Raw genomic sequence first — 19,051 nt, 5'->3', positions numbered from 1 at the left:
CGCAGGAGGGAAAAGGACGGCTGCAAGGCCGTCCTTTTATGCTGCCGCAGCGCAGGCACCCGGCTATTTGCATAGTTTTTGGCGCGGAATTTCAGCGTATCGACGAGTATCGCGGGGAAAAACGCCGCTTGTCAGGGATGGGTGCCATGTATTATAATATTTGATAGAATACAGTGCAAGGAGACACAGCTATGGGGCGCATCAGCAAGGAAAACTACTATCTGGATATTGCGGAGACGGTGCTGGAACGGGCGACCTGTCTGCGCCGGGTATACGGGGCCATCATCGTGAAGAACGACGAGATCATCTCCACGGGCTACAACGGCGCGCCGCGGGGACGGAAGAACTGCGTGGACATGGGGTTCTGCACCAGGGAGGCCATGCAGGTGCCCCGGGGAGAGCGATACGAGCTGTGCCGCAGCGTTCACGCCGAGGCCAACGCCATTATCTCCGCCAGCCGCCGGGATATGGTGGGCAGCACGCTGTATCTGGTGGGCAGGGACGGCCGGACCGGGGCGCTGCTGGGCGACGCCACCAGCTGCGCCATGTGCCGCAGGCAGGTGATCAACGCGGGTATCAGCAAGGTGGTCATACGGAAGACGGAGACGGAATTTGAGGTCGTGGACGTGCAGGACTGGGTGCAGCAGGAGGATGACGTGCCCGCACTGTAAAGAAGGGCTATCCGGCCGAAGGGCCGACAGAATACAACAACTGAACAAAGGAGAATGTGTGATGCTGAACGACTCTAAGATCGCCGCCTACACGGCGATACTGCAGGAGGAGCTCCTGCTGGCCACAGGGTGTACAGAGCCCATCGCCGTCGCGTACTGTGCCGCAAAACTGCGCGAGGTGTTGGGCGGAAAACCGGAAAAGATCCTGGCTGAGATCAGCGGGAACATCCTGAAGAATGTGAAGTCCGTGGTCGTCCCCAACACAGGAGGACGCCGGGGCATCGACGCCGCCATCGCCGTGGGCATAGTGGCCGGCGACGCCGACGCAGAGCTTCAGGTCATCGCCAACGTGACGGAGGCGGATGTGGCTGCCATCCAGACGTATCTGGACAGCACCGACATCCGCGTGACCTGTCCCGAAACGCCGTGTCTGCTGGATATCAAGCTCACCGGCTGGCGGGAGGGGCATCGCGCCTGTGTGCGGGTGGCCAACAATCATACGAACATCATCTACATGGAGCGGGACGGAGATATCCTGCGGGAGCTGCCGGTCACGGGCAACGCCGAGGACCATTTGCAGGACAAGTCCGTGCTGAACGTCAGAGACATCATCACATTCGCCGAAACTGTACCTATAGACGCCATCCTGCCCACGGTGGGACGGCAGATCGAGAAAAACACCGCCATCGCCGCCGAGGGGCTGCGAAACAGCTGGGGCGCCAACATCGGCTCCACTCTGCTGGAGAGCAGTCAGGACTGGGCGACACAGGCGCGGGCATGGGCGGCCGCCGGCTCGGACGCACGGATGAACGGCTGTGAAATGCCGGTGGTCATCGTATCCGGCTCCGGCAATCAGGGCATCACCGCCTCGGTGCCCGTATGGAAATACGGCAAGCTCATGGGCGCGGATGACGACACCATCCTGCGGGCGGTGTGTCTCAGCGACCTGATCACCATACACCAGAAGACCGGCATCGGGCGGCTGAGCGCCTACTGCGGCGCGGTCAGCGCCGGTGTGGGCGCGGGCTGCGGCATCGCGTGGTTGCGGGGCGCGGACTGCGAGGGCATCAGCCACACGCTGGAAAACGCCGTGGCCATGATCTCCGGCTGCATTTGCGACGGTGCCAAGGCCAGCTGCGCCAGCAAGATCGCCATGGGCGTGGACTGCGGCATCTTGGGCTACGACATGTACGCCGGCGGCAACAACTTCCGCCCCGGCGACGGTATTCTGGGCGCTGATGTGGAGGACACCGTCCGGAACGTAGGCGTGCTGGCCGCGCAGGGCATGCGGGAGACCGACCGGGTGATCCTGAAAATCATGACGGAGTAAAGTCACAGGCACTCCCCCCGGCTTCCGCCAGGGGGAGTGCCTGAAAATACGAACAGCCCCTCCGGCCAAGGCCGGAGGGGCTGCTTTTTGTGCTTATCCGTCGAATACCTGAAGGGCGGTCTGGCGGAGGGAGTAGGCGTCGCTGCCGTAGCTGTGCCAGAGGGCGGCGGCGTCACGGAAGGGGTAGACCGGGGCGGTCTGGCAGACGTAGTTGGCCCAGCTCTCGATGACCCAGCCGTCCTGGCCGCGGAGGGCGTCGTAGAAAACGTAGGCGCGGGGGCTTTCGACGCCGCGGGGGAAGGACCAGCCGGCGGTGATCCGCTGGGTCTGGCGGGTGCCGAAGAGGTCGCTGACCTGTTGGCTGCCGCTCTTCAGCGTGTGGAAGGCGGCGGCCTGCACCGTGCCGTTTCTCTCGCAGAGGACGCGGCCGCTGACATGGCCGCCGGGGAACCAGTCGCCCTGCGTCTGCCACGCCGGCCACAGTTCCAGCATCTCGGTGTAGGGGCTGGGCGGGGCGGCGTAGGTCAGGTGGTGGATATAGATATAGCGGCGGACACCGTCCTCCTCCGGCAATTCCACGGCCACATGGGTCATGGTCTGCTCCAGCGTATCATAGACACGGTAGACGTAGGTATAGTGGCGCTCCCCCTCTCCATCCACGTCGGTGATGGTGTGGTCGTAGACCAGCGGACGGTCCGGGTCACTCATATAGTGGGTGGTGGTGATGGTGCGGTGGTCCGTATCGCTGTACAGGCGTTCCACCTGACGGTACACCCTTACGGCACCGGCCATACGGGAGACCTCTTCGGCGGTCAGGTCATCGAGGACGTAGGACGGGAAGCCCTTTTCCAGCAGCTCCTGCCGGATGGGCACGCTTTGGGGTGCGTCGCTGCGGGTATGCCAGTCCATGGGATACCGCTGCCCCAGGAATGCCGTCAGCAGCACCGCCGCCAGCAGCGCGCCCAGCGCGCTCCACAGCACCGCGCTGTCCGACAGGCGCACCGGCGCGGCGGTGATGGCGTAGCCGGTGTCCGTCAGGGAGCGGGACAGCCTGACCATGCTGCGCAGCAGGAAGAGATAGAGCGCCAGCAGCGGCAGCACCAGCAGCCAGCCCTCCAGCCCGATCAGCGCCAGCGCCGTCAGCGCCGCGTAGAACACGGCCATAGCACCGGCGGCGGGGGCGGCGGGCTTTTCGGCTCCGGCGGCGCGGGACACGCCCACCATGCCCCGCCAGAGACAGACGTACAGCGCCAGCGTCACCGGGATGTGGACGTAGGCGGGGGCGTTCCCCACATCCACCGGCAGGGCGGCAAGCACGTCCCCGGCGAAGCGGATGGCCAGCGCCAGCAGCGCCAGCCGATAGCCCCAGCGGAGAGGGGCGTTCTCCCGCCGCAGGGTACGGAAGCCCAGCACCAGCAGCACCGCGCCGATGGCGGGCAGAAGCACGTCCAGCCAGAGGAAATTCAGTGTGATGGTGGTCAGCCCCATGCCCCAGAGGATGCGGTCCATGGCCGTGCGCCACGGGGTGATCTCTCCGTCGGCGGGCGGCGGCAGGGCGGCGGCGTCCTCGCGGAGCAGCTCGTCAAAACGCAGGTCATCCGTCACAGAAATCACCTCCCAACTGTTGGCGCAGGCTCTGCCGCAGGCGATACAGCCGCCCCTCCACGGCCCGCTCCGTCAGGCTCAGCTCGGCGGCCATCTGGGCGGTGGACTGGCAGTAGTAGTATTTCCGGTAGAACAGGTCGCGCTCCTGCACCGGCAGGGCGGCGATAACGGCGCGGAGTCTGGCGCGCTGCTCCCGGCGGAGCAGGGCGTCCTCGGCGCTGCCGCCGCTGTGGGGAACGGTGTCCTCCAGCGGCACGTCGTCTCCGCGGCGGGCGCGGGCGCGGTTCAGTGCCGTGTTGCGGGCCAGCGCCGTCAGCCAGCCGTTGAGGCTGCCTTTGTCACCGTCAAAGCCGGCAGCGCCGCGCCAGATCCGCAGGGAGATGTCCGCCAGGCACTCCTCCCTGTCCCGCTCGTCCGGCAGGAGGGGGCGCAGGATATAGCGCAGCATCGGCGTGAACCGGCGCAGCAGCGATTGAAGCGCGGCCTCATCACCGCCGGCGATGCTCGCCATCAGTTGTCTGTCGTCCACGCGCTCCCTCCTCCCTGTGGTTTCTTCTGTATGATACACTATTTTACCAGAAATCCCACGGAGGGAACAGCAAAAAAACAAGACCGGCTCCGCCGGTCTTGTTTTTTTCGGTTCAATTACTCGGTCACGAAGGGCAGCAGGGCGATCTGACGAGCGCGCTTGATGGCCTCGGTGAGCTGGCGCTGATGCATAGCGCAGGTGCCGGTGGTACGGCGGGGCAGGATCTTGGAGCGCTCGGAGATGAAGCGGCGCAGCTTAGCGGCGTCCTTGTAATCGATGCACTCGCACTTGTCCACGCAGAACTGGCAAACCTTCTTGCGGCGCTTGCCGGCACCGCGAACGGGTCTATTTTCGCGTTCCATAGCCATGGAAGTTTCCTCCTTTATAAAATGTCATGTGCCTTGCACATCAGAACGGCAGGTCGCCGTCCTCTTCATCGATCTCGGAAAATCCGGAGCCGCCTACGGGCGCAGCGTAGCCGCCGGCAGGGGCGGAGTAGCCGCCGTTATTGCCGCCGTAGCTGTTGTTGGCGTAATTGCCGCCGCTGCTGCCGTCGCTGTCGCGGCGGGAGTCGCCGAAGTAGACATTGTCGGCCACGACCTCGGCGCTGCGGCGGTTGTTGCCCTCCTTGTCCTGCCAGGCGCGGATCTGGAGCCGGCCCTCTACCACGGCCATACGGCCCTTGGTAAAGTACTTGGCCACGAACTCCGCGGTGGCGCGCCAGGCGACCACATCGATGAAGTCCGTCTCCTTCTCGCCGGACTGTGTCTTGTAATCACGATCCACAGCCAGAGAGAAGCTGGTGACGGGGGTACCGGACTGCGTACGGCGCAGCTCCGGGTCACGGGTCAAGCGACCCATGATAAAGATCTTGTTCAGCATTGCTGTACTCCCTTACTCGCCCTTGCAGACGATCATGGAACGCATGATACCCTCGGTAATGCCCAGGATACGATCCAGCTCCTTGGGGAATTCCGGGCCGCTGGTGAAGCTCATCAGCACATAATAGCCCTCGGTCTTGTAGTCGATCGCGTAAGCCAGGCGACGCTTGCCCCACTCATCGACTACCACGTCGGTCGCGTTCTGCTCTGCCAGGGACTGGAACTTTGCCACGGTGGCGGCAACAGCCTCCTCACCCTGTGCAGGGTCGATGATGTAAACGACCTCGTAGTTGGCGGAAATCTTAGCCATACTTTTGCACCTCCTTTTGGACAAATGGCCCTCATTCTCGGATGAGAGCAAGGATATGCTTGCAGACGCAAGCCATATTATTATACCGGAAGCACGGCAAAAGTCAAGATATTTTTGCGATTTTGGTACTTTTGGGGCGGTGTGCGCCGGAAACGCCTGTGTGTCCGCCTGCGGCGCACAAATTTGAAAATTTTGTTTGCCATACGCCTTGCACGGAGCAAAACGGTGTGATAAAATTTACCTATATTGAATGAGGAGGCGCATTTTATGATCTCCATGGCCATGCTGCACGACGCACAGCGGGTGCTGAAGCCCGTCATCAACCGGACACCGGTGATCCCCACCAAGGGGCTGGTGCCGGGGTGCGAGTTCTATTTGAAAGCGGACTGCCTGCAAAAAACCGGCGCGTTCAAGCTGCGGGGCGCGTACTACAAGATCGCCACCCTCTCCGACGAGGAGAAGGAACGGGGCGTCATCGCCTGCTCCGCCGGCAATCACGCCCAGGGCGTGGCCTTTGCCGCCCGGGATATGGGCATCAAGGCCACCATCTGCATCCCGGAGGGCGCGCCCATCTCCAAGATCGAGGCCACCCGCAGCTACGGCGCCAACGTGGTACTGGTACCCGGCGTGTACGACGACGCCTATGCCGAGGCGGTGCGCCTGCGGGACGAGCAGGGGCTGACGTTTATACACCCCTTCAACGATTACAGCATTATGGCCGGACAGGGCACCATCGGCCTGGAGATCCTGGAGCAGCTGCCGGACGTGGATATGATCTTCGTGCCCATCGGCGGCGGCGGACTGATCGCGGGGCTGGCCTACGCGGTGAAGAACCTGAGGCCCCAGTGCCGCATTATCGGCGTACAGGCCGCCGGCGCACCCAGCATGGCTGAGTCCCTGAAGGAGGGAAAGATCATCACCCTCAGCAGCGTGGATACGGTGGCCGACGGTATCAAGGTCAAGACTCCCGGTGATCTGACGTTCGATATGTGCCGGGAGTACGTGGACGAGGTGGTGACGGTCAGCGAGGGTGAGATCGCCAGCGCCATCCTGACGGTGCTGGAAAAGCAGAAGCTGGTGGCCGAGGGCGCAGGCGCCGTGGGTATCGCCGCCGCCATGTACCACAAGGTGAACACCGAGGGCAAAACGGTGTGCGCTCTGCTGTCCGGCGGCAATGTGGACGTGACCATGCTGGAGCGCATCCTGACCCGGGGCCTCGCCAAGGAGGGGCGGACAGTGAGCTTCTCCACGGTGCTGCCGGACCAGCCCCACGCGCTGGCGTCGTTCCTGGAGGTGGTGTCGTCCCTGGGCGCAAACGTGCTGGACGTGAACCACGAGCGCCGCAACACCAAGGCCGCCATCGGCTCCTGCGTGGTAAATCTGTCGCTGGAGACCCGAGACAAGGCCCATATTCAGGAGATCTTCGGCTCTCTGCGGCGAAAGGGCTATGTGGTAGAGGAGCAGTGAATACAGACGCAGCCCCCGCCTTTGGCGGGGGCTGCGTCTGTTTACACTATGACCGGTGTGGTACGGTAGTCCTGGCCGGGGGCGGCCTGGGACAGGTCCGGGCGGGCCAGCACATACAGGTCGGTACAGCGGGACTCCAGAGTGAACAGCTCCTCCGCCGCCGGCCCCAGCGCCGGAACGTCGGCAGGCTTCGTCAGCACCGGGGCACCGGCATCCCGCAAACAGCGCAAATGTGCGCGGCCCGCGGCATTGGCAGCCAACACGCGGAGGTAGGGCACACGCTCCGGCGCAGGCGGTAATTGCAGGTAGGCGCTGAGGACCATACGGCGCAGGCGGGCAAGGGGATAGCGCTTGGTTTTTGCAGCGGAGAGCATCTCTGCCACGGTGCAGGCGTCGCGGGATGCCTGATACAGCCTGTGGTACAGGCCCTCGTTTCCTGGGTCGTAGGGACGCCAATCCGCCTCGGTCATGGCACGGAAGCGGACCAGTATCGCGCGCTCACAGAGGGTGCCGTCGGCAATGCGGCCTGCGGCCAGCTCACGGCGGAGGACGTCCGCCGCCGGGGTGGGCATATAGGCACAGGCGGTCTCCCCCCTGCCCTGCCGCAGCAATTCACGCAGAAAGGAGGCCGAGGCGGTATCCCCCTCCGGAGCGCCGTCATGGCCGGCACCCTCACGGCGGAGTGTGCATGGCGTCATGGCGCTGCGGGTATGGCGCAGGGCGCGGAGATACTCCACGGCCAGGGTGTTGTTGGGACTTTGCAGAAGGGCGGCGGTAGCATTGTCCAGCAGGGATGCGGCGGCAGCCTGACGACGGGCGGCGAAGGTCAGGCCCGACTCCGGCACGGCGGTAAGGTGATCGGCAAAGGTGGGGCTGTCCAGGCAGTCGGCCAGACACCGCAGGGCGGGCAGATCCCCACACTCGCTGCCAAACAGGAGGGTATCGGCCCCGGCAAGGGCCAGCAGCCGCACGCCGCCGCGGGCGAAGGTCTCCGCCGGGGACATGGCCCAGGGCGTGGGGAGCTCCAGCACCAGGTCAGCGCCGCAGCGGACCGCCATCTCGGCGCGCGCCGTTTTGGACAGGGCGGCGAAGCTGCCCCGCTGGGTGAAGGAGCCGCTCATGGCGCAGACCACCGTGTCCGCGCCCAAGGCGCGGGCGTGGGAGAGAAGGCGGGCGTGTCCCCTGTGGAGGGGGTCAAATTCGCAGACGATACCGATGACCATGATGTGCTCCTTTCGTTTTTTATTATTTTACAGGGAAAGTGGGGAAAATGCAACTTGACATTCTGCCGCCGGGGTATTTACAATGGAGAAAACGGGAAAAGTGAGGGTTTGCTGTATGCTGACTGGATTGCTGTACGCCATGAAGGGCGAGATCGAGAGCCTGCTGCCGGAGGGCGCGGAGCCGGAAAAAACGGTGGCGGGCGTGCCCTTCTACCGGATACGGGAGAACGTGGTCGCCTGCTGCGGCGGCGTGGGGAAGGTGAACGCTGCCATGGCCACCCAGCTGTTTATCGACCTGTACGCGCCGGGACGGATCGTCAACGTGGGCGTTGCCGGGTGCTTTGAGAACGTGCCGATCGGGACGCTGGTGCTGGCGGATCGGTTCATGCAGCACGACGTGGATACGTCGGGCATCGGCGACCCGGTGGGGCTGGTGTCCACGGTGAACCGGATAGACTTCCCCACCGCCGAGCTGGAGAAGGCAAAGGACGCCATGGACAAAGCCGGGTACGCCTACCGTGTGGGCAGCGTCGCCACCGGCGAGTGGTTCGCCACGGAGTGTGACCGGGCGCGGTGGATCGCGGAGACCTTCCACCCCCTGCTCATTGAAATGGAGGGCGGCGCGGCGGCACAGGTGTGTTACCGCAACGAGGTGCCGTTCATGGCGCTGAAGTCCGTGTCCGACTGCGTGCTGGAGCACCATGATTTCTATTTTAACTTCCCGGAGGCCATGAAGGACCTGAACAGGGTCGCTATGGCGTTCCTGGACGGACTGGAGGGCTGAACATGGAACGTATCGCCAGCTTTACGGTGGATCACGACGTGCTGGTGCCGGGGCTGTATCTCAGCCGGCAGGACGGAGACGTGGTGACGCTGGACCTGCGGTTCAAAAAGCCCAACACCGGCGACCTGCTGACCAACGCGGAGATGCACTCGGTGGAGCACGTGATCGCCACACTGCTGCGGAACAGCCCGGAAAAGGACGCGGTGGTGTACTTCGGCCCGATGGGGTGCCAGACGGGATTCTATTTCCTGTTTGACGGGAAGCAGTTGACACTGGCCCAGGCCGTGGCACTTGTGCAGCGGGTGTTCGCCCAGGGGGCGGTATTTGAGGGCGAAATGCCAGGAAAAAGCGCAAAGGAGTGCGGCAACTACCGCAATCTGGACGTGGAGCTGGCGAAGACGTGCTGCGCGTTCTATACGGAGATCATTTCCGGGTGGAACCAGGAGAAACTGGCCTATCCCACGGCGTAAAGCGGGAAATTTTTGCGAAAACAGGCAAAAACAGCGTCTTTCCCTGTTGACAAGGGGGAAAGACGCTGTTATACTTGATAAGCCGCTTTGAATGGGTAAGCAAGCGCCGGCTTGTCCGGCCGCCCCCGACAGCGAGTCCGTAATTAAGGAAAGGCAGGTGCAACAAGGTTATGCAGGCTATTATCGTTACCGGCGGTAAGCAGTACAACGTCAGCGAGGGTGACACTCTGTTCATCGAGAAGCTGGACGTGAATGCTGGCGACGCCGTGGTGTTCGATCAGGTTCTGGCCATCGTCGATGGTGAGAACACGAAGTTCGGCACTCCCGTGGTGGAGGGCGCGAAGGTGGACGCCACTGTGGTCAAGAACGGCAAGGGCAAGAAGATCCGTATCTTCAAGTATACCCCCAAGAAGGGTTACCGCAAACGGCAGGGTCATCGTCAGCCGTACACCAAGGTCGAGATCGGCAAGATCACGTTCTGAGACGGCAATGACCACTGTGACATTCCTCACGGAGGAATCGCGTATCGTCGGGTTTGAGGTCAGCGGACACAGCGGCTATGCCGACGCGGGCGAGGACATCGTCTGTGCCGCCATCACCAGCGCTGTACGACTGGTGGAGGCCACCGTGAACGACGTGATGGGGCTGTGCGCCGCCGTCAAGGTCAATGAACGGGAGACCAGCATCACGCTGCGGCTGCCCGGCGGGCTGGCGTCCGACGCCGAGAGCACCTGTCAGAATTTGCTGACGGGGCTGATGGTGTATCTGGCACAGCTCCACGACGAGTATCCCGACAACATCGAAGTTATGGAGGCGTGAGCCTTCTTCCTCGATCATCTTACAGAAAGGATGGTACTTGAAAATGCTGAACATTTCTCTGCAGTTCTTTGCCCATAAAAAAGGTATGGGCTCCACCAAGAACGGCCGTGATTCCGAGTCCAAGCGCCTTGGCCCCAAGCGCGCTGACGGGCAGTTCGTGCTGGCTGGCAACATTCTGGTGCGTCAGCGCGGCACCCACATCCACCCCGGCACCAACGTGGGCAAGGGTACCGACGACACCCTGTTCGCCAAGGCGGACGGCGTTGTCCGCTTCGAGCGTCTGGGCAAGGACCGCAAGCAGGTCTCTGTTTACCCCGCGGAGTAATTGGTATTTGAAAAGCCTCCCGCCGATGGCGGGAGGTTTTTTGTTGACCTTTTTACTCCTTTCGGGTAAAATAGAAGCAAAATGGAGAGATAGGCAAGTTTTCAGATAAAGCGAGGTAGCACCATGGCAAATGGATTTATCGATAAGGCGCGGATCACCGTGCGGGCCGGCAACGGCGGCAACGGCGCGGTGGCCTTCCACCGGGAAAAATATATTGCGGCGGGCGGTCCGGACGGCGGCGACGGCGGCAGCGGCGGCTCCATCATCCTGAAGGTGGACGACAATATGTCCACACTGATGGACTTCCGCTACAAGCGCAAGTATGTGGCCGGCAACGGCGTGGACGGCCAGGGCGGCCGCAAGACCGGCAAGGACGGCGAAAGCCTGACCATCAAGGTCCCCCGGGGCACGCTGGTGCGCGATGCCGAGAGTGGCGAGATCATCAAGGATATGTCCGACGACAAGCCCTATGTGCTGTGCAGGGGCGGCCGGGGCGGCTGGGGCAACCAGCATTTCGCCACCCCCACCCGGCAGGTGCCGCGGTTTGCCAAGGCGGGTCTGCCCGGCGAGAGCCACGACGTGGTGCTGGAGCTGAAGCTGCTGGCGGACGTGGGGCTGGTGGGCTTCCCCAATGTGGGCAAAAGCACGCTCTTGAGTGTGGTCAGCAAGGCCCACCCGAAAATCGCCAACTACCACTTCACCACCCTGTACCCCAATCTGGGTGTGGTGTACGTGGACGAGGGCGTCAGCTTCGTCATGGCGGACATCCCCGGCATCATCGAGGGCGCCAGCGAGGGCGCGGGTCTGGGCCACGATTTTCTGCGGCACATCGACCGGTGCCGCCTGCTGGTGCATCTGGTGGACGTGTCCGGCAGCGAGGGGCGGGACCCCATCGCGGACTTTGACGCCATCAACGCGGAGCTGAAGGAGTACAGCCCGGAGCTGGCTACACGGCCGCAGATCGCCGTGGCCAACAAGACGGATCTTCTGATGGACACGGCGCAGCTGGATGCCTTCCGCGCCCATGTGGAGGCGCTGGGCTATGAGTTCTTCGCCATGTCCGCCGCCACCCATCAGGGGACCCGGGAGTTGGTGCAGCACATCGCCCGGCGGCTCAGTGAGCTGCCGCCAGTGACGGTGTACGAGCCGGAGTACGTGCCCAAGCCGCCGGTGATCGACACCACCGAGCCGCTGCACATCGAGCGGGAGGACAACACCTGGCTGGTGGAGGGGCCGTGGCTCCAGCGGCTCATGGGCAACATCAACTTCTCCGACTACGAGAGCCGCATGTACTTCGACAAGATGCTGCGGCAGAGCGGCCTGTTCGACACGCTGGAGCAGATGGGCATTCAGGACGGCGACATCGTCAGCATGTACGATCTGGAATTCGAGTATCAGAGATGAACATACAGCGCCCCCGGCTGATGCCGAGGGCGCTGTTTTTCTGAGCTGTTCATTCAGAAAGCGGCGGGACGGGAGTTTGTCTGGATGTCCGCGGCGGCCTGCTTCAGCTGGCGCAGATCGCGGATATCGCGGCGCTGCTGGAGCCGGGTCTGCATCTCCGGGGACAGGGCGTAGAAGTAGTCGTAGGCCGCGGCCTCGTTGTTCAACAGGTCGGTCAGCGTCTCATACTGCATGAAAAAGCACCTCCGTGCCTAGTGTGCGCGGAGGTGCTTGTCTTATGCGTCAGACGGTCTTTTCAAAGTAGAAATACGTATCGTCCTCGCCGCTGGGACGCATACAAGCGGATAACATTTTACGGGACGGCTCATTTTCCTTGAAGCATTTGGCCACCACCCGGGCAAGCCCCAGGTGGTACAGCGCCCAGTCGGCGGCAGCGGCGAAGGCTTCAGCGCCATAGCCGTGGCCGGCGTATTCCGGGGCGATGCGGCAGCCCTGCTCGAACCCGCCCCGGAAGTCGGGGTTATAGAGCACCACCTCGCCGATGAGCCTGCCCTTCAGGCGGACGGCAAAGTTGACGGTGCGGCGGGCGGCGAAATCGGCCCGGGCCACATCGTAGAAATAGGTGTCGGTCAGGGGCTGATCGCCCAGGTCGGTGCGGTAGTCGTAGCCCCACCAGCGGTTGCGCTCGTCGTCCAGACACAGGGCACTGTACGCAGGGATATCGCCTTTGCGGAGAGGCGTCAGGGACAGGCGATCGGTTTTGATGGCAGGGACGGCCTTGAGGGCGTCCAGCTCGGTGCCCGCCTCGATACGGACCTTGCCGCCCAAGTGATCCGGCAGGTATTGCAGCTTGGAGGTGCGGAGGCCCTTGTCCCGGGCGTCATCCTCCCGGTTGCACCATGTGCAGTCCCCACCGTAGTAGGCGGCGAAAGCCTGGACCAGGGCGGGATAGGCCCCGGCATGGGAGTACAGGGCCTTTTCGATGTGGTCGATAAGGGTGCCGCCGCATTTCTCCGCCAGGCAGACAGCCACCAGACGCCCCTCTGCCAGCATACCGCCGGCACAGAACCAGTCGGTGCCGATGCGGGAGAACATCTCCTGTGCCAGAGACAGCTCCTGCACAGCCAGGGGGCCGGACTTGTGAAACTCGGCCTCATAGTCCTGCCAAAAGGCGGCCAGGCGGGGATCGCCGGGGTCGGTCAGCGGGGTAAATTCCGCGTCGGGATAATCCCGGCGGAACTTGTTGATGTGGTTGCGCTGGCCGCTGTACCGACGGCCGGCGAAGGCGGCCAGCTCCTCTGTTCGGTAAAGATAGTCCTTCCAGGGACGCTCGCTGATAACGCGGCAGCGGGGATAGCGCAGGCAGAGGGTCTGGGCCTTGTCCTCCGGCACCACAGAGAGCACCAGAGGCGTGCCGGTGGCGGCGCACCAGGACTCGATGGCCCGCAGGGCGCCTTCAACATCTGCCTCGGGGCCGGCAATGGGGTAGTCATAGACGTACTCGCCCTCGATACAGTTGCGGATCACAAGGCAGCCGGCGACCTCGGCAAAGGACGGATTCAGGTGGTCCCGCCACATGAGCTTGACGCCCAGGGAATATTCACACAGGCGGTAGTCGCAGTTCCGGTAATAGCCGCGCAGGCGGTCGCCGTGGGCGGCGGTGAGTTCTTGAAATTGCAGCATAATCATTTCCTTTGTGTTGTGGTAATTTCGCGCGCAGCGCTGTGTCACATCTTCTCGATCATCTCGCAGGCTTGGCGGATGAACTGGCGGGCGATGGGGCGCAGCTCCTTCTGCGGACGGGCGGCGATACCCAGCTCACGGACAGCCCGAGGCTCCAGCGGCAGGGCGCGGACGCTGTTCTGCCGGCCGCGGAGGACCAGGCGGGACAGGACGCTGACACCCAGGCCGTGCTCCACCATAGAGATAACGGCGCTGTCGGACACCTGAGTGGTACGGATCAGGGGCGTGACGCCGTGCTCATTCAGCACGCGGAGGATATCTTTGTCAAAGCCCATGGAGGGCATGAGGAACTCCTGACCGTTAAAGGCCTCCACAGGAAAGGCCGTTTCCCCGCTGTCGTACTCCGGCGGCAGGATGGCCAGCAGCTCGTCATCCCGCAGAAATGTCCACTCCAGCGGGGCGTCCTGGCGGCTGGCAAAGCACATATCCACCCGATCCTCCAGCACCCAGCGATAGACCTCGTCTACGCTGCCCATCTGGATGTCCACAGTGACATCCGGGTGCTCTCGGCGAAACTGCTGGATGATCTCCGGCAACCAATGACGGGCGATGGACTCATAGGCCGCCACGCGGACGGAGTCCTCCTTATGGGTGTTGATAAGGGATATCTCGCGCTCCAGGGCGGCGGTGGAGGTCAGGCAGTCCCGCACCAGGGGCAGTATCCGCTGGCCTGCCGGGGTCAGCCGGACGCCGCTGCGGCCCCGCAGCAGAACGGTGAAGCCAATATCCTTTTCCAGGCTGTTCATCATGTGGGTCAGGCCGGACTGCGTATAGCCCAGCACCTCGGCGGCGCGTGTGAAGCTGCCCAACTCCACCGCCGTCAGCAGGGCTTCCAGTTTTTTGGTATCCATGACGCCTCCTGTTTATATGACACTATTTCATAGCAAGATTATACTCCCTTCGCACCGCTGGTGGCAAGGACGGGTTTTCGGCACTTTTTACGATTTTTTGTGGTGTTCCAGTGGAATATATATGTATGACATTTTCTCATATTTGCATGAAACATTGTCGCTTTACAAACCACGGTCTTCTGTTGTATTGTACCCATAGTAATTCTTTTACATGAATTGCTTTTCCTTTCTATCCTCAAATCGTCGGGCAGCCGCACAGCCGTGCGGCTGTCGGCACCTCTGGCGGGAGGTTTTGAGGGTGCTGTGTGAAACTTCACCTCTGAAGCGGGCGCCGTAAGCCGAACGGCGCCCGTTTACTTTTCACCCGGCGAAGGAAGCATAAAAAACAACCATAAAACAGCACATTCCCTCTTGCAAAGTCCGTTGTATTATGGTAAAATGCAATGTACTGTGATACAAATGCCGTATGGCATGGAATAGGTGGAGGAGTCCGAAATGTTGACTGTTATCATTATTTTGCAGCTGATCGCCGCCCTGTTTTTGATTTTGGTGGTGTTGTTCCAGTCCGGCAAGAGCCAGGGTCTGTCCGGCACCATCGGCGGTATTGCCGACAGCTATATGGCCAAGTCCAAGGCCAAGAGCCTGGATGCCAAGCTGGCCAAGGGTACCAAGTGGGTGGGCGCCGTGTTCATCGTGCTGACCCTGGTCATCAACTGTATGCTGGCCGCCGCTGCGTAACGCAACTGCACAGAGCGCCCCGGAGCATCGCTCCGGGGCGCTTTCTATTCTGCCCGGCGGTACGTCTCCCCCGCCTGCGGCGCTATGCCCTTGATCTCCAGCAGCTCCGCCACCGTTACGAATACGTAGCCCTGCTGCTGTAAATGCTCGATCGCCATCAGCACCGCATCCACTGTGTTCTGGTAGCGGTCGTGCAGCAGCACGATGTCCCCGTCCCCGGTGCAGCGGTAGATCACGTCCAGTATTTTTCCGCTGTCCTTCGTCCGCCAGTCCTCCGTGTCCACCGACCAGTTCACCAGCGGCACGGACAGTGCCGCGGCCTCTGCCTCCGTCATCAGCCCGTAGGGCGGCCGTACCCAGTACTCCCCCTCCCCCAGCAGCTCCCGCAGCAGCGCGTCATTTTTCTCCAGATCCGCCATCGCCTGCGCCGACGTCAGGCTGTGCAGATCTGCGTGGTCGTAGGAGTGGTTCCCCACCTGATGGCCCTCCGTTGCGATGCGCTGCACGATGTCCGGGTCCTTCACCGCCTGACAGCCCACCACAAAGAATGTAGCTTTCGCTCCCAGCTCCCGCAGACCATCCAGCAGCCGCGGCGTACACCGGGGCGATGGCCCGTCGTCAAAGGTCAGTGCCACGTATTTTGGATCGCCGGTATCCCTCGTCTCCCCCACCGTCGAGATCACCCCTGCCCCGCAGCCGGACAGCAGCACCACCCCCGCCAGCAAAGCGCAAACCCATCTTCTCATCACATCACCGGAAGCAGTATATGCACTCCGCCGCCGCTTCTTTCCCCTCTCCGCAGACTTGCCGCATTGGGCATTCTCCGCCGCCCTCCCGTCGACGCCCTCCGCCGCCCGTCCTCCCCGACGGCGCAAAAAAAGAACACGCCTGTCGGCGTGTTCTTTTTTATGAAAGTAAAATTACTTCACCAGCTCGATGATGGCGGTCTCGGCAGCATCGCCGCGGCGGACGCCGGTGCGGATGATGCGGGTATAGCCACCGTTGCGCTCGGCGTAGCTGGGAGCCAGTTCCTTGAACAGCTTGTTGGCCACATCCTCGCGGGTGATGAAGCTCAGCGCCTGACGGTAAGCGGCCAGGTCACCCTTCTTGCCGAGAGTGATCATCTTCTCGGTGAGGGGCTTGATCTCCTTGGCGCGGGTGATGGTGGTCTCCATCCGGCCGTTGTCCAGAAGATCGGTGACCTGCTGACGGAGCATCGCCATACGCTGATCGGTAGTCTTACCGAGCTTACGAGTTCCGGGCATTTCAGTTTCCTCCTTGTTATGATCGGGCGCGGTATGCGCTGGATCGTTAGTTGTTGTCTTCGCTGGCCAGGGACAGGCCCATCATCGCCAGCTTGTTGATGACTTCCTCCAGGGACTTGCGTCCCAGATTGCGTACCTTCATCATCTCGTCCTCGGTCTTGGAAATCAAGTCCTCGACGGTGTTGATGTTGGCGCGCTTGAGGCAGTTGAAGCTGCGTACAGACAGATCCAGTTCCTCGATGGTCAGCTCCAGCATCTTGTCCTTGGAGTCCTGCGCCTTCTCCACCACGGTGGACTTATCGCCCAGCGTGTCGGACAGGTCGGTGAACAGGGCAAAATGGTCGCAGAGAATCTTGGCGCCCAGGGACACCGCATCGCGGGCAGCGATGGTGGTGTCGGTCCAGACCTCCAGCGTCAGCTTATCGTAGTCGCTGGAAGCGCCCACACGGGTGCTCTCCACAGTGTAGTTGACCTTGTACACGGGGGTATAGATACTGTCGATGGGGATCACGCCGATGACGCCGGGTCGCGCCGCCTTGTTCTTGTCGGCGGAGACATAGCCGCGGCCGTGGCTCAAGGTGATCTCCATGCTCAGAGTGGCGCCCACATCCAGCGTTGCAATGTGCAGCTCGGGATTCAGGACCTCCACCTCGCCGTCAGTCTTGATATCACCAGCCGTGACCTCGCAGGGTCCGGCCGCCTCGATAAACACGGTCTTGACGGCGTCGCTGTGCAGCTTCGTCAGCAGATTTTTCACGTTCAGAACGATCTCCGTCACGTCCTCCTTCACACCGGGGATGGTGGAGAACTCATGCTGCACACCGGCAATTTTGATGCTGGTGGCTGCGGTTCCGGGGAGGCTGGAGAGCAGGATGCGCCGCAGCGCATTGCCCAGGGTCGTTCCGTATCCGCGCTCCAGGGGTTCGATCACATATTTTCCATAGGAAGCGTCGCCGGGTGTTTCGATACACTCGATCTGGGGCTTCTCAATTTCGATCATGCAGTACCCTCCTTCATTCTATTGGCGGCGCGGTGCCTTCCGCGCCAATTTCATTCCAGTGCTTCGTGAGGGTCAGAACCCTATTACTTGGAGTACAACTCGACGATCAGATGCTCCTCGATGGGCATATCGATGTCCTCGCGGGCGGGCAGGGTGACGACGGTACCCTTCAGGGCGGTCTTGTCACGCTCCAGCCACTTGGGGACGGTGACCATGGGTGCATCCTCGGCGGTCAGGCGCTTAAACGCCACGGAGGAGCGGCTGCCCTCCTTGACCTCGATCACATCGCCCACGCGCACCAGATAGGAGGGGATGTTGACCTTGTGCCCATTCACGGTGAAATGGGCGTGGTTCACCAGCTGACGCGCCTCGCGGCGGGTCATGGCGAAGCCCAGGCGGTACACCACGTTGTCCAGACGGCGCTCCACCAGGCTCAGCAGGTTCTCGCCGGTCTTGCCGGGCATCGCGGAGGCCTTCTCATAGTAAGCGCGAAACTGCTTCTCGAGGATGCCGTACACGAACTTGACCTTCTGCTTCTCGTTGAGCTGGATGGCGTACTCGCTCTTCTTCTTTCTCATCTGGCCGCCGGGGTTGCGCTTGGTCTCCTTCTTGGAGTAACCCATGACGGTAGGAGAAATACCCAGCGCCTTGCAACGCTTGGCGACAGGCTGCATATTCTTAGCCATGATTTAATATCCTCCTTCTTCCGATTACACGCGACGACGCTTGGGGGGGCGGCAGCCGTTGTGGGGGATGGGGGTGACGTCCTTGATCATCGTCACTTCCAGGCCCACGGCCTGCAGCGCGCGGATAGCCGCCTCACGTCCCTGACCGGGACCCTTCACGAAGACCTCAACGGTCTTCAGGCCATGCTCCATAGCAGCCTTGGCAGCCGTCTCAGCGGCGCTCTGGGCGGCAAAGGGCGTGGACTTCTTGCTGCCGCGGAAACCGAGACCACCGGAGGAGGCCCAGGACAGAGCATTGCCCTGAGAGTCGGTGACGGTCACCATGGTGTTGTTGAAGGAAGAACGGATATGGACCTGGCCCTTCTCGATGTTCTTCTTTTCGCGACGACGGCGAATGACCTTCTTGCCTTTTACGTTAGCCATGATCTATTCTTCCCTCCTTTACTTCTTCTTGTTAGCGATAGTCTTCTTGGGGCCTTTGCGGGTGCGTGCGTTGGTCTTGCTGCGCTGGCCGCGAACGGGAAGGCCACGACGGTGGCGCATGCCGCGATAGCAGCCGATTTCAGTCAGGCGCTTGATATCCAGCGCGGTCTGACGACGCAGATCACCCTCGACGATGTAGCCGTGGTCAATGGCCTCACGGAGCTTGGCCTCATCGGCCTCCGTCAGATCCTTGACGCGGGTGTCGGGGTTGATGCCTGTCTGTGCCAGGATGTCCTGAGCACTCTTTCTTCCAATACCATAGATATAAGTCAAACCGATTTCGATTCGCTTATCCTTGGGCAGGTCAATACCGGCAATACGTGCCATAATTTAGAGCACCTCCACTTTCTACTTAGCCCTGTCTCTGCTTATGCTTGGGATTCTCGCAAATGACCATGACACGGCCTTTACGACGGATCACTTTGCACTTCTCGCACATGGGCTTCACGGACGGTCTTACTTTCATT

At 62.0% G+C, this 19,051-nt stretch carries 26 protein-coding genes; 10 read left to right on the top strand and 16 right to left on the bottom strand.

What is annotated here, in order from left to right; all coding sequences use genetic code 11:
- Positions 1-191: 191 nt before the first annotated feature.
- Together ACOMDU_RS08955 and ACOMDU_RS08950 are read left to right on the top strand one after the other, a co-directional pair.
- Entirely contained in the window at positions 192-671 is a 480-nt protein-coding gene (locus ACOMDU_RS08955) for a deoxycytidylate deaminase (RefSeq protein ID WP_421129996.1), read from the top strand.
- Between the two features lie 61 nt (positions 672-732).
- Positions 733-2,001 (top strand): L-cysteine desulfidase family protein, encoded by a 1,269-nt coding sequence (locus ACOMDU_RS08950; RefSeq protein ID WP_476718547.1) that lies wholly within the window; start codon positions 733-735, stop codon positions 1,999-2,001.
- A 93-nt stretch (positions 2,002-2,094) separates the two neighbouring features.
- Here the strand turns inward: ACOMDU_RS08950 and ACOMDU_RS08945 are convergent, their stop codons facing one another.
- The 5 genes from ACOMDU_RS08945 to rpsF form a co-directional block, all read right to left on the bottom strand.
- The gene (locus tag ACOMDU_RS08945) at positions 2,095-3,606 is read right to left on the bottom strand and encodes a hypothetical protein (RefSeq protein WP_421129994.1); all 1,512 of its coding nucleotides are present in this window, start codon (positions 3,604-3,606) and stop codon (positions 2,095-2,097) included.
- Positions 3,596-4,135, bottom strand: coding sequence for an RNA polymerase sigma factor (locus tag ACOMDU_RS08940; RefSeq protein ID WP_421129993.1), 540 nt, complete (start codon positions 4,133-4,135; stop codon positions 3,596-3,598). The genes ACOMDU_RS08945 and ACOMDU_RS08940 overlap by 11 nt, the downstream gene beginning before the upstream one ends.
- 116 nt (positions 4,136-4,251) lie before the next feature.
- Positions 4,252-4,503, bottom strand: coding sequence for a 30S ribosomal protein S18 (gene rpsR, locus ACOMDU_RS08935; RefSeq protein ID WP_022135006.1), 252 nt, complete (start codon positions 4,501-4,503; stop codon positions 4,252-4,254).
- A 40-nt stretch (positions 4,504-4,543) separates the two neighbouring features.
- The gene (locus tag ACOMDU_RS08930) at positions 4,544-5,017 is read right to left on the bottom strand and encodes a single-stranded DNA-binding protein (RefSeq protein WP_022135007.1); all 474 of its coding nucleotides are present in this window, start codon (positions 5,015-5,017) and stop codon (positions 4,544-4,546) included.
- Positions 5,018-5,029: 12 nt separating this feature from the next.
- Complete coding sequence (rpsF, locus tag ACOMDU_RS08925) at positions 5,030-5,326, bottom strand: 30S ribosomal protein S6 (RefSeq protein WP_022135008.1); 297 nt, start codon at positions 5,324-5,326, stop codon at positions 5,030-5,032.
- A gap of 267 nt (positions 5,327-5,593) precedes the next feature.
- On the opposite strand from rpsF, the gene ilvA reads away from it, so the two are divergent.
- Positions 5,594-6,793 carry a threonine ammonia-lyase gene (gene ilvA / locus ACOMDU_RS08920; protein ID WP_421129992.1) on the top strand — a complete coding sequence of 400 codons (1,200 nt, stop codon included), beginning with the start codon at positions 5,594-5,596 and terminating at the stop codon, positions 6,791-6,793.
- A gap of 41 nt (positions 6,794-6,834) precedes the next feature.
- Here ilvA and ACOMDU_RS08915 read toward each other — a convergent pair whose 3' ends face one another.
- A complete protein-coding gene (locus tag ACOMDU_RS08915) occupies positions 6,835-8,016 on the bottom strand; it encodes a tRNA(Met) cytidine acetate ligase (protein WP_421129991.1) in 1,182 nt (393 codons plus the stop codon).
- A gap of 115 nt (positions 8,017-8,131) precedes the next feature.
- Between ACOMDU_RS08915 and ACOMDU_RS08910 the strand changes: the two genes are divergently transcribed.
- From ACOMDU_RS08910 to obgE, 6 genes are all read left to right on the top strand, one after another.
- Positions 8,132-8,800 (top strand): 5'-methylthioadenosine/S-adenosylhomocysteine nucleosidase, encoded by a 669-nt coding sequence (locus ACOMDU_RS08910; RefSeq protein WP_421129990.1) that lies wholly within the window; start codon positions 8,132-8,134, stop codon positions 8,798-8,800.
- A 2-nt stretch (positions 8,801-8,802) separates the two neighbouring features.
- The gene (locus ACOMDU_RS08905) at positions 8,803-9,270 is read left to right on the top strand and encodes an S-ribosylhomocysteine lyase (RefSeq protein ID WP_421129989.1); all 468 of its coding nucleotides are present in this window, start codon (positions 8,803-8,805) and stop codon (positions 9,268-9,270) included.
- A gap of 170 nt (positions 9,271-9,440) precedes the next feature.
- On the top strand, positions 9,441-9,752 hold the full coding sequence (gene rplU / locus ACOMDU_RS08900; protein WP_022135013.1) for a 50S ribosomal protein L21: 312 nt from the start codon (positions 9,441-9,443) through the stop codon (positions 9,750-9,752).
- 7 nt (positions 9,753-9,759) lie between these two features.
- Entirely contained in the window at positions 9,760-10,089 is a 330-nt protein-coding gene (locus ACOMDU_RS08895) for a ribosomal-processing cysteine protease Prp (RefSeq protein ID WP_421129988.1), read from the top strand.
- 43 nt (positions 10,090-10,132) lie between these two features.
- Entirely contained in the window at positions 10,133-10,414 is a 282-nt protein-coding gene (gene rpmA, locus ACOMDU_RS08890) for a 50S ribosomal protein L27 (RefSeq protein WP_321044255.1), read from the top strand.
- Between the two features lie 123 nt (positions 10,415-10,537).
- Positions 10,538-11,818 carry a GTPase ObgE gene (gene obgE / locus ACOMDU_RS08885; RefSeq protein WP_421129987.1) on the top strand — a complete coding sequence of 427 codons (1,281 nt, stop codon included), beginning with the start codon at positions 10,538-10,540 and terminating at the stop codon, positions 11,816-11,818.
- 53 nt (positions 11,819-11,871) lie between these two features.
- On the opposite strand, the gene ACOMDU_RS08880 is transcribed toward obgE, so the two are convergent.
- From ACOMDU_RS08880 to ACOMDU_RS08870, 3 genes are read right to left on the bottom strand one after another with little or no spacing between them, the layout of a single operon-like run.
- Positions 11,872-12,051, bottom strand: a complete 180-nt coding sequence (locus tag ACOMDU_RS08880; protein WP_421129986.1) for a hypothetical protein — start codon at positions 12,049-12,051, stop codon at positions 11,872-11,874.
- Positions 12,052-12,100: 49 nt separating this feature from the next.
- The gene (locus ACOMDU_RS08875; protein ID WP_421129985.1) at positions 12,101-13,501 is read right to left on the bottom strand and encodes a GNAT family N-acetyltransferase; all 1,401 of its coding nucleotides are present in this window, start codon (positions 13,499-13,501) and stop codon (positions 12,101-12,103) included.
- A 44-nt stretch (positions 13,502-13,545) separates the two neighbouring features.
- Positions 13,546-14,412 carry a LysR family transcriptional regulator gene (locus tag ACOMDU_RS08870; protein WP_022136303.1) on the bottom strand — a complete coding sequence of 289 codons (867 nt, stop codon included), beginning with the start codon at positions 14,410-14,412 and terminating at the stop codon, positions 13,546-13,548.
- A gap of 495 nt (positions 14,413-14,907) precedes the next feature.
- On the opposite strand from ACOMDU_RS08870, the gene secG reads away from it, so the two are divergent.
- Positions 14,908-15,150, top strand: a complete 243-nt coding sequence (gene secG / locus ACOMDU_RS08865; RefSeq protein WP_022136302.1) for a preprotein translocase subunit SecG — start codon at positions 14,908-14,910, stop codon at positions 15,148-15,150.
- 44 nt (positions 15,151-15,194) lie between these two features.
- Here secG and ACOMDU_RS08860 read toward each other — a convergent pair whose 3' ends face one another.
- The 7 genes from ACOMDU_RS08860 to rpmJ all read right to left on the bottom strand — a co-directional run bounded on the left by ACOMDU_RS08860 (position 15,195) and on the right by rpmJ (position 19,050).
- Positions 15,195-15,896, bottom strand: a complete 702-nt coding sequence (locus ACOMDU_RS08860; protein ID WP_421129984.1) for a polysaccharide deacetylase family protein — start codon at positions 15,894-15,896, stop codon at positions 15,195-15,197.
- Positions 15,897-16,070: 174 nt separating this feature from the next.
- Positions 16,071-16,415 carry a 50S ribosomal protein L17 gene (rplQ, locus tag ACOMDU_RS08855; protein ID WP_022136300.1) on the bottom strand — a complete coding sequence of 115 codons (345 nt, stop codon included), beginning with the start codon at positions 16,413-16,415 and terminating at the stop codon, positions 16,071-16,073.
- Between the two features lie 46 nt (positions 16,416-16,461).
- Complete coding sequence (locus ACOMDU_RS08850; protein ID WP_022136299.1) at positions 16,462-17,415, bottom strand: DNA-directed RNA polymerase subunit alpha; 954 nt, start codon at positions 17,413-17,415, stop codon at positions 16,462-16,464.
- 83 nt (positions 17,416-17,498) lie between these two features.
- Positions 17,499-18,101, bottom strand: a complete 603-nt coding sequence (rpsD, locus tag ACOMDU_RS08845) for a 30S ribosomal protein S4 (protein WP_022136298.1) — start codon at positions 18,099-18,101, stop codon at positions 17,499-17,501.
- A gap of 24 nt (positions 18,102-18,125) precedes the next feature.
- On the bottom strand, positions 18,126-18,524 hold the full coding sequence (rpsK, locus tag ACOMDU_RS08840; RefSeq protein WP_022136297.1) for a 30S ribosomal protein S11: 399 nt from the start codon (positions 18,522-18,524) through the stop codon (positions 18,126-18,128).
- 18 nt (positions 18,525-18,542) lie between these two features.
- Complete coding sequence (gene rpsM, locus ACOMDU_RS08835; protein WP_022136296.1) at positions 18,543-18,911, bottom strand: 30S ribosomal protein S13; 369 nt, start codon at positions 18,909-18,911, stop codon at positions 18,543-18,545.
- 25 nt (positions 18,912-18,936) lie between these two features.
- On the bottom strand, positions 18,937-19,050 hold the full coding sequence (gene rpmJ / locus ACOMDU_RS08830) for a 50S ribosomal protein L36 (RefSeq protein ID WP_014116882.1): 114 nt from the start codon (positions 19,048-19,050) through the stop codon (positions 18,937-18,939).
- Position 19,051 lies beyond the last annotated feature (1 nt).

It is taken from the genome of Vescimonas sanitatis, from assembly GCF_049060325.1.
GTDB classification, from domain to species: Bacteria; Bacillota; Clostridia; order Oscillospirales; family Oscillospiraceae; genus Vescimonas; species Vescimonas sanitatis.
This window is presented reverse-complemented; position numbering and strand designations above follow the sequence as displayed.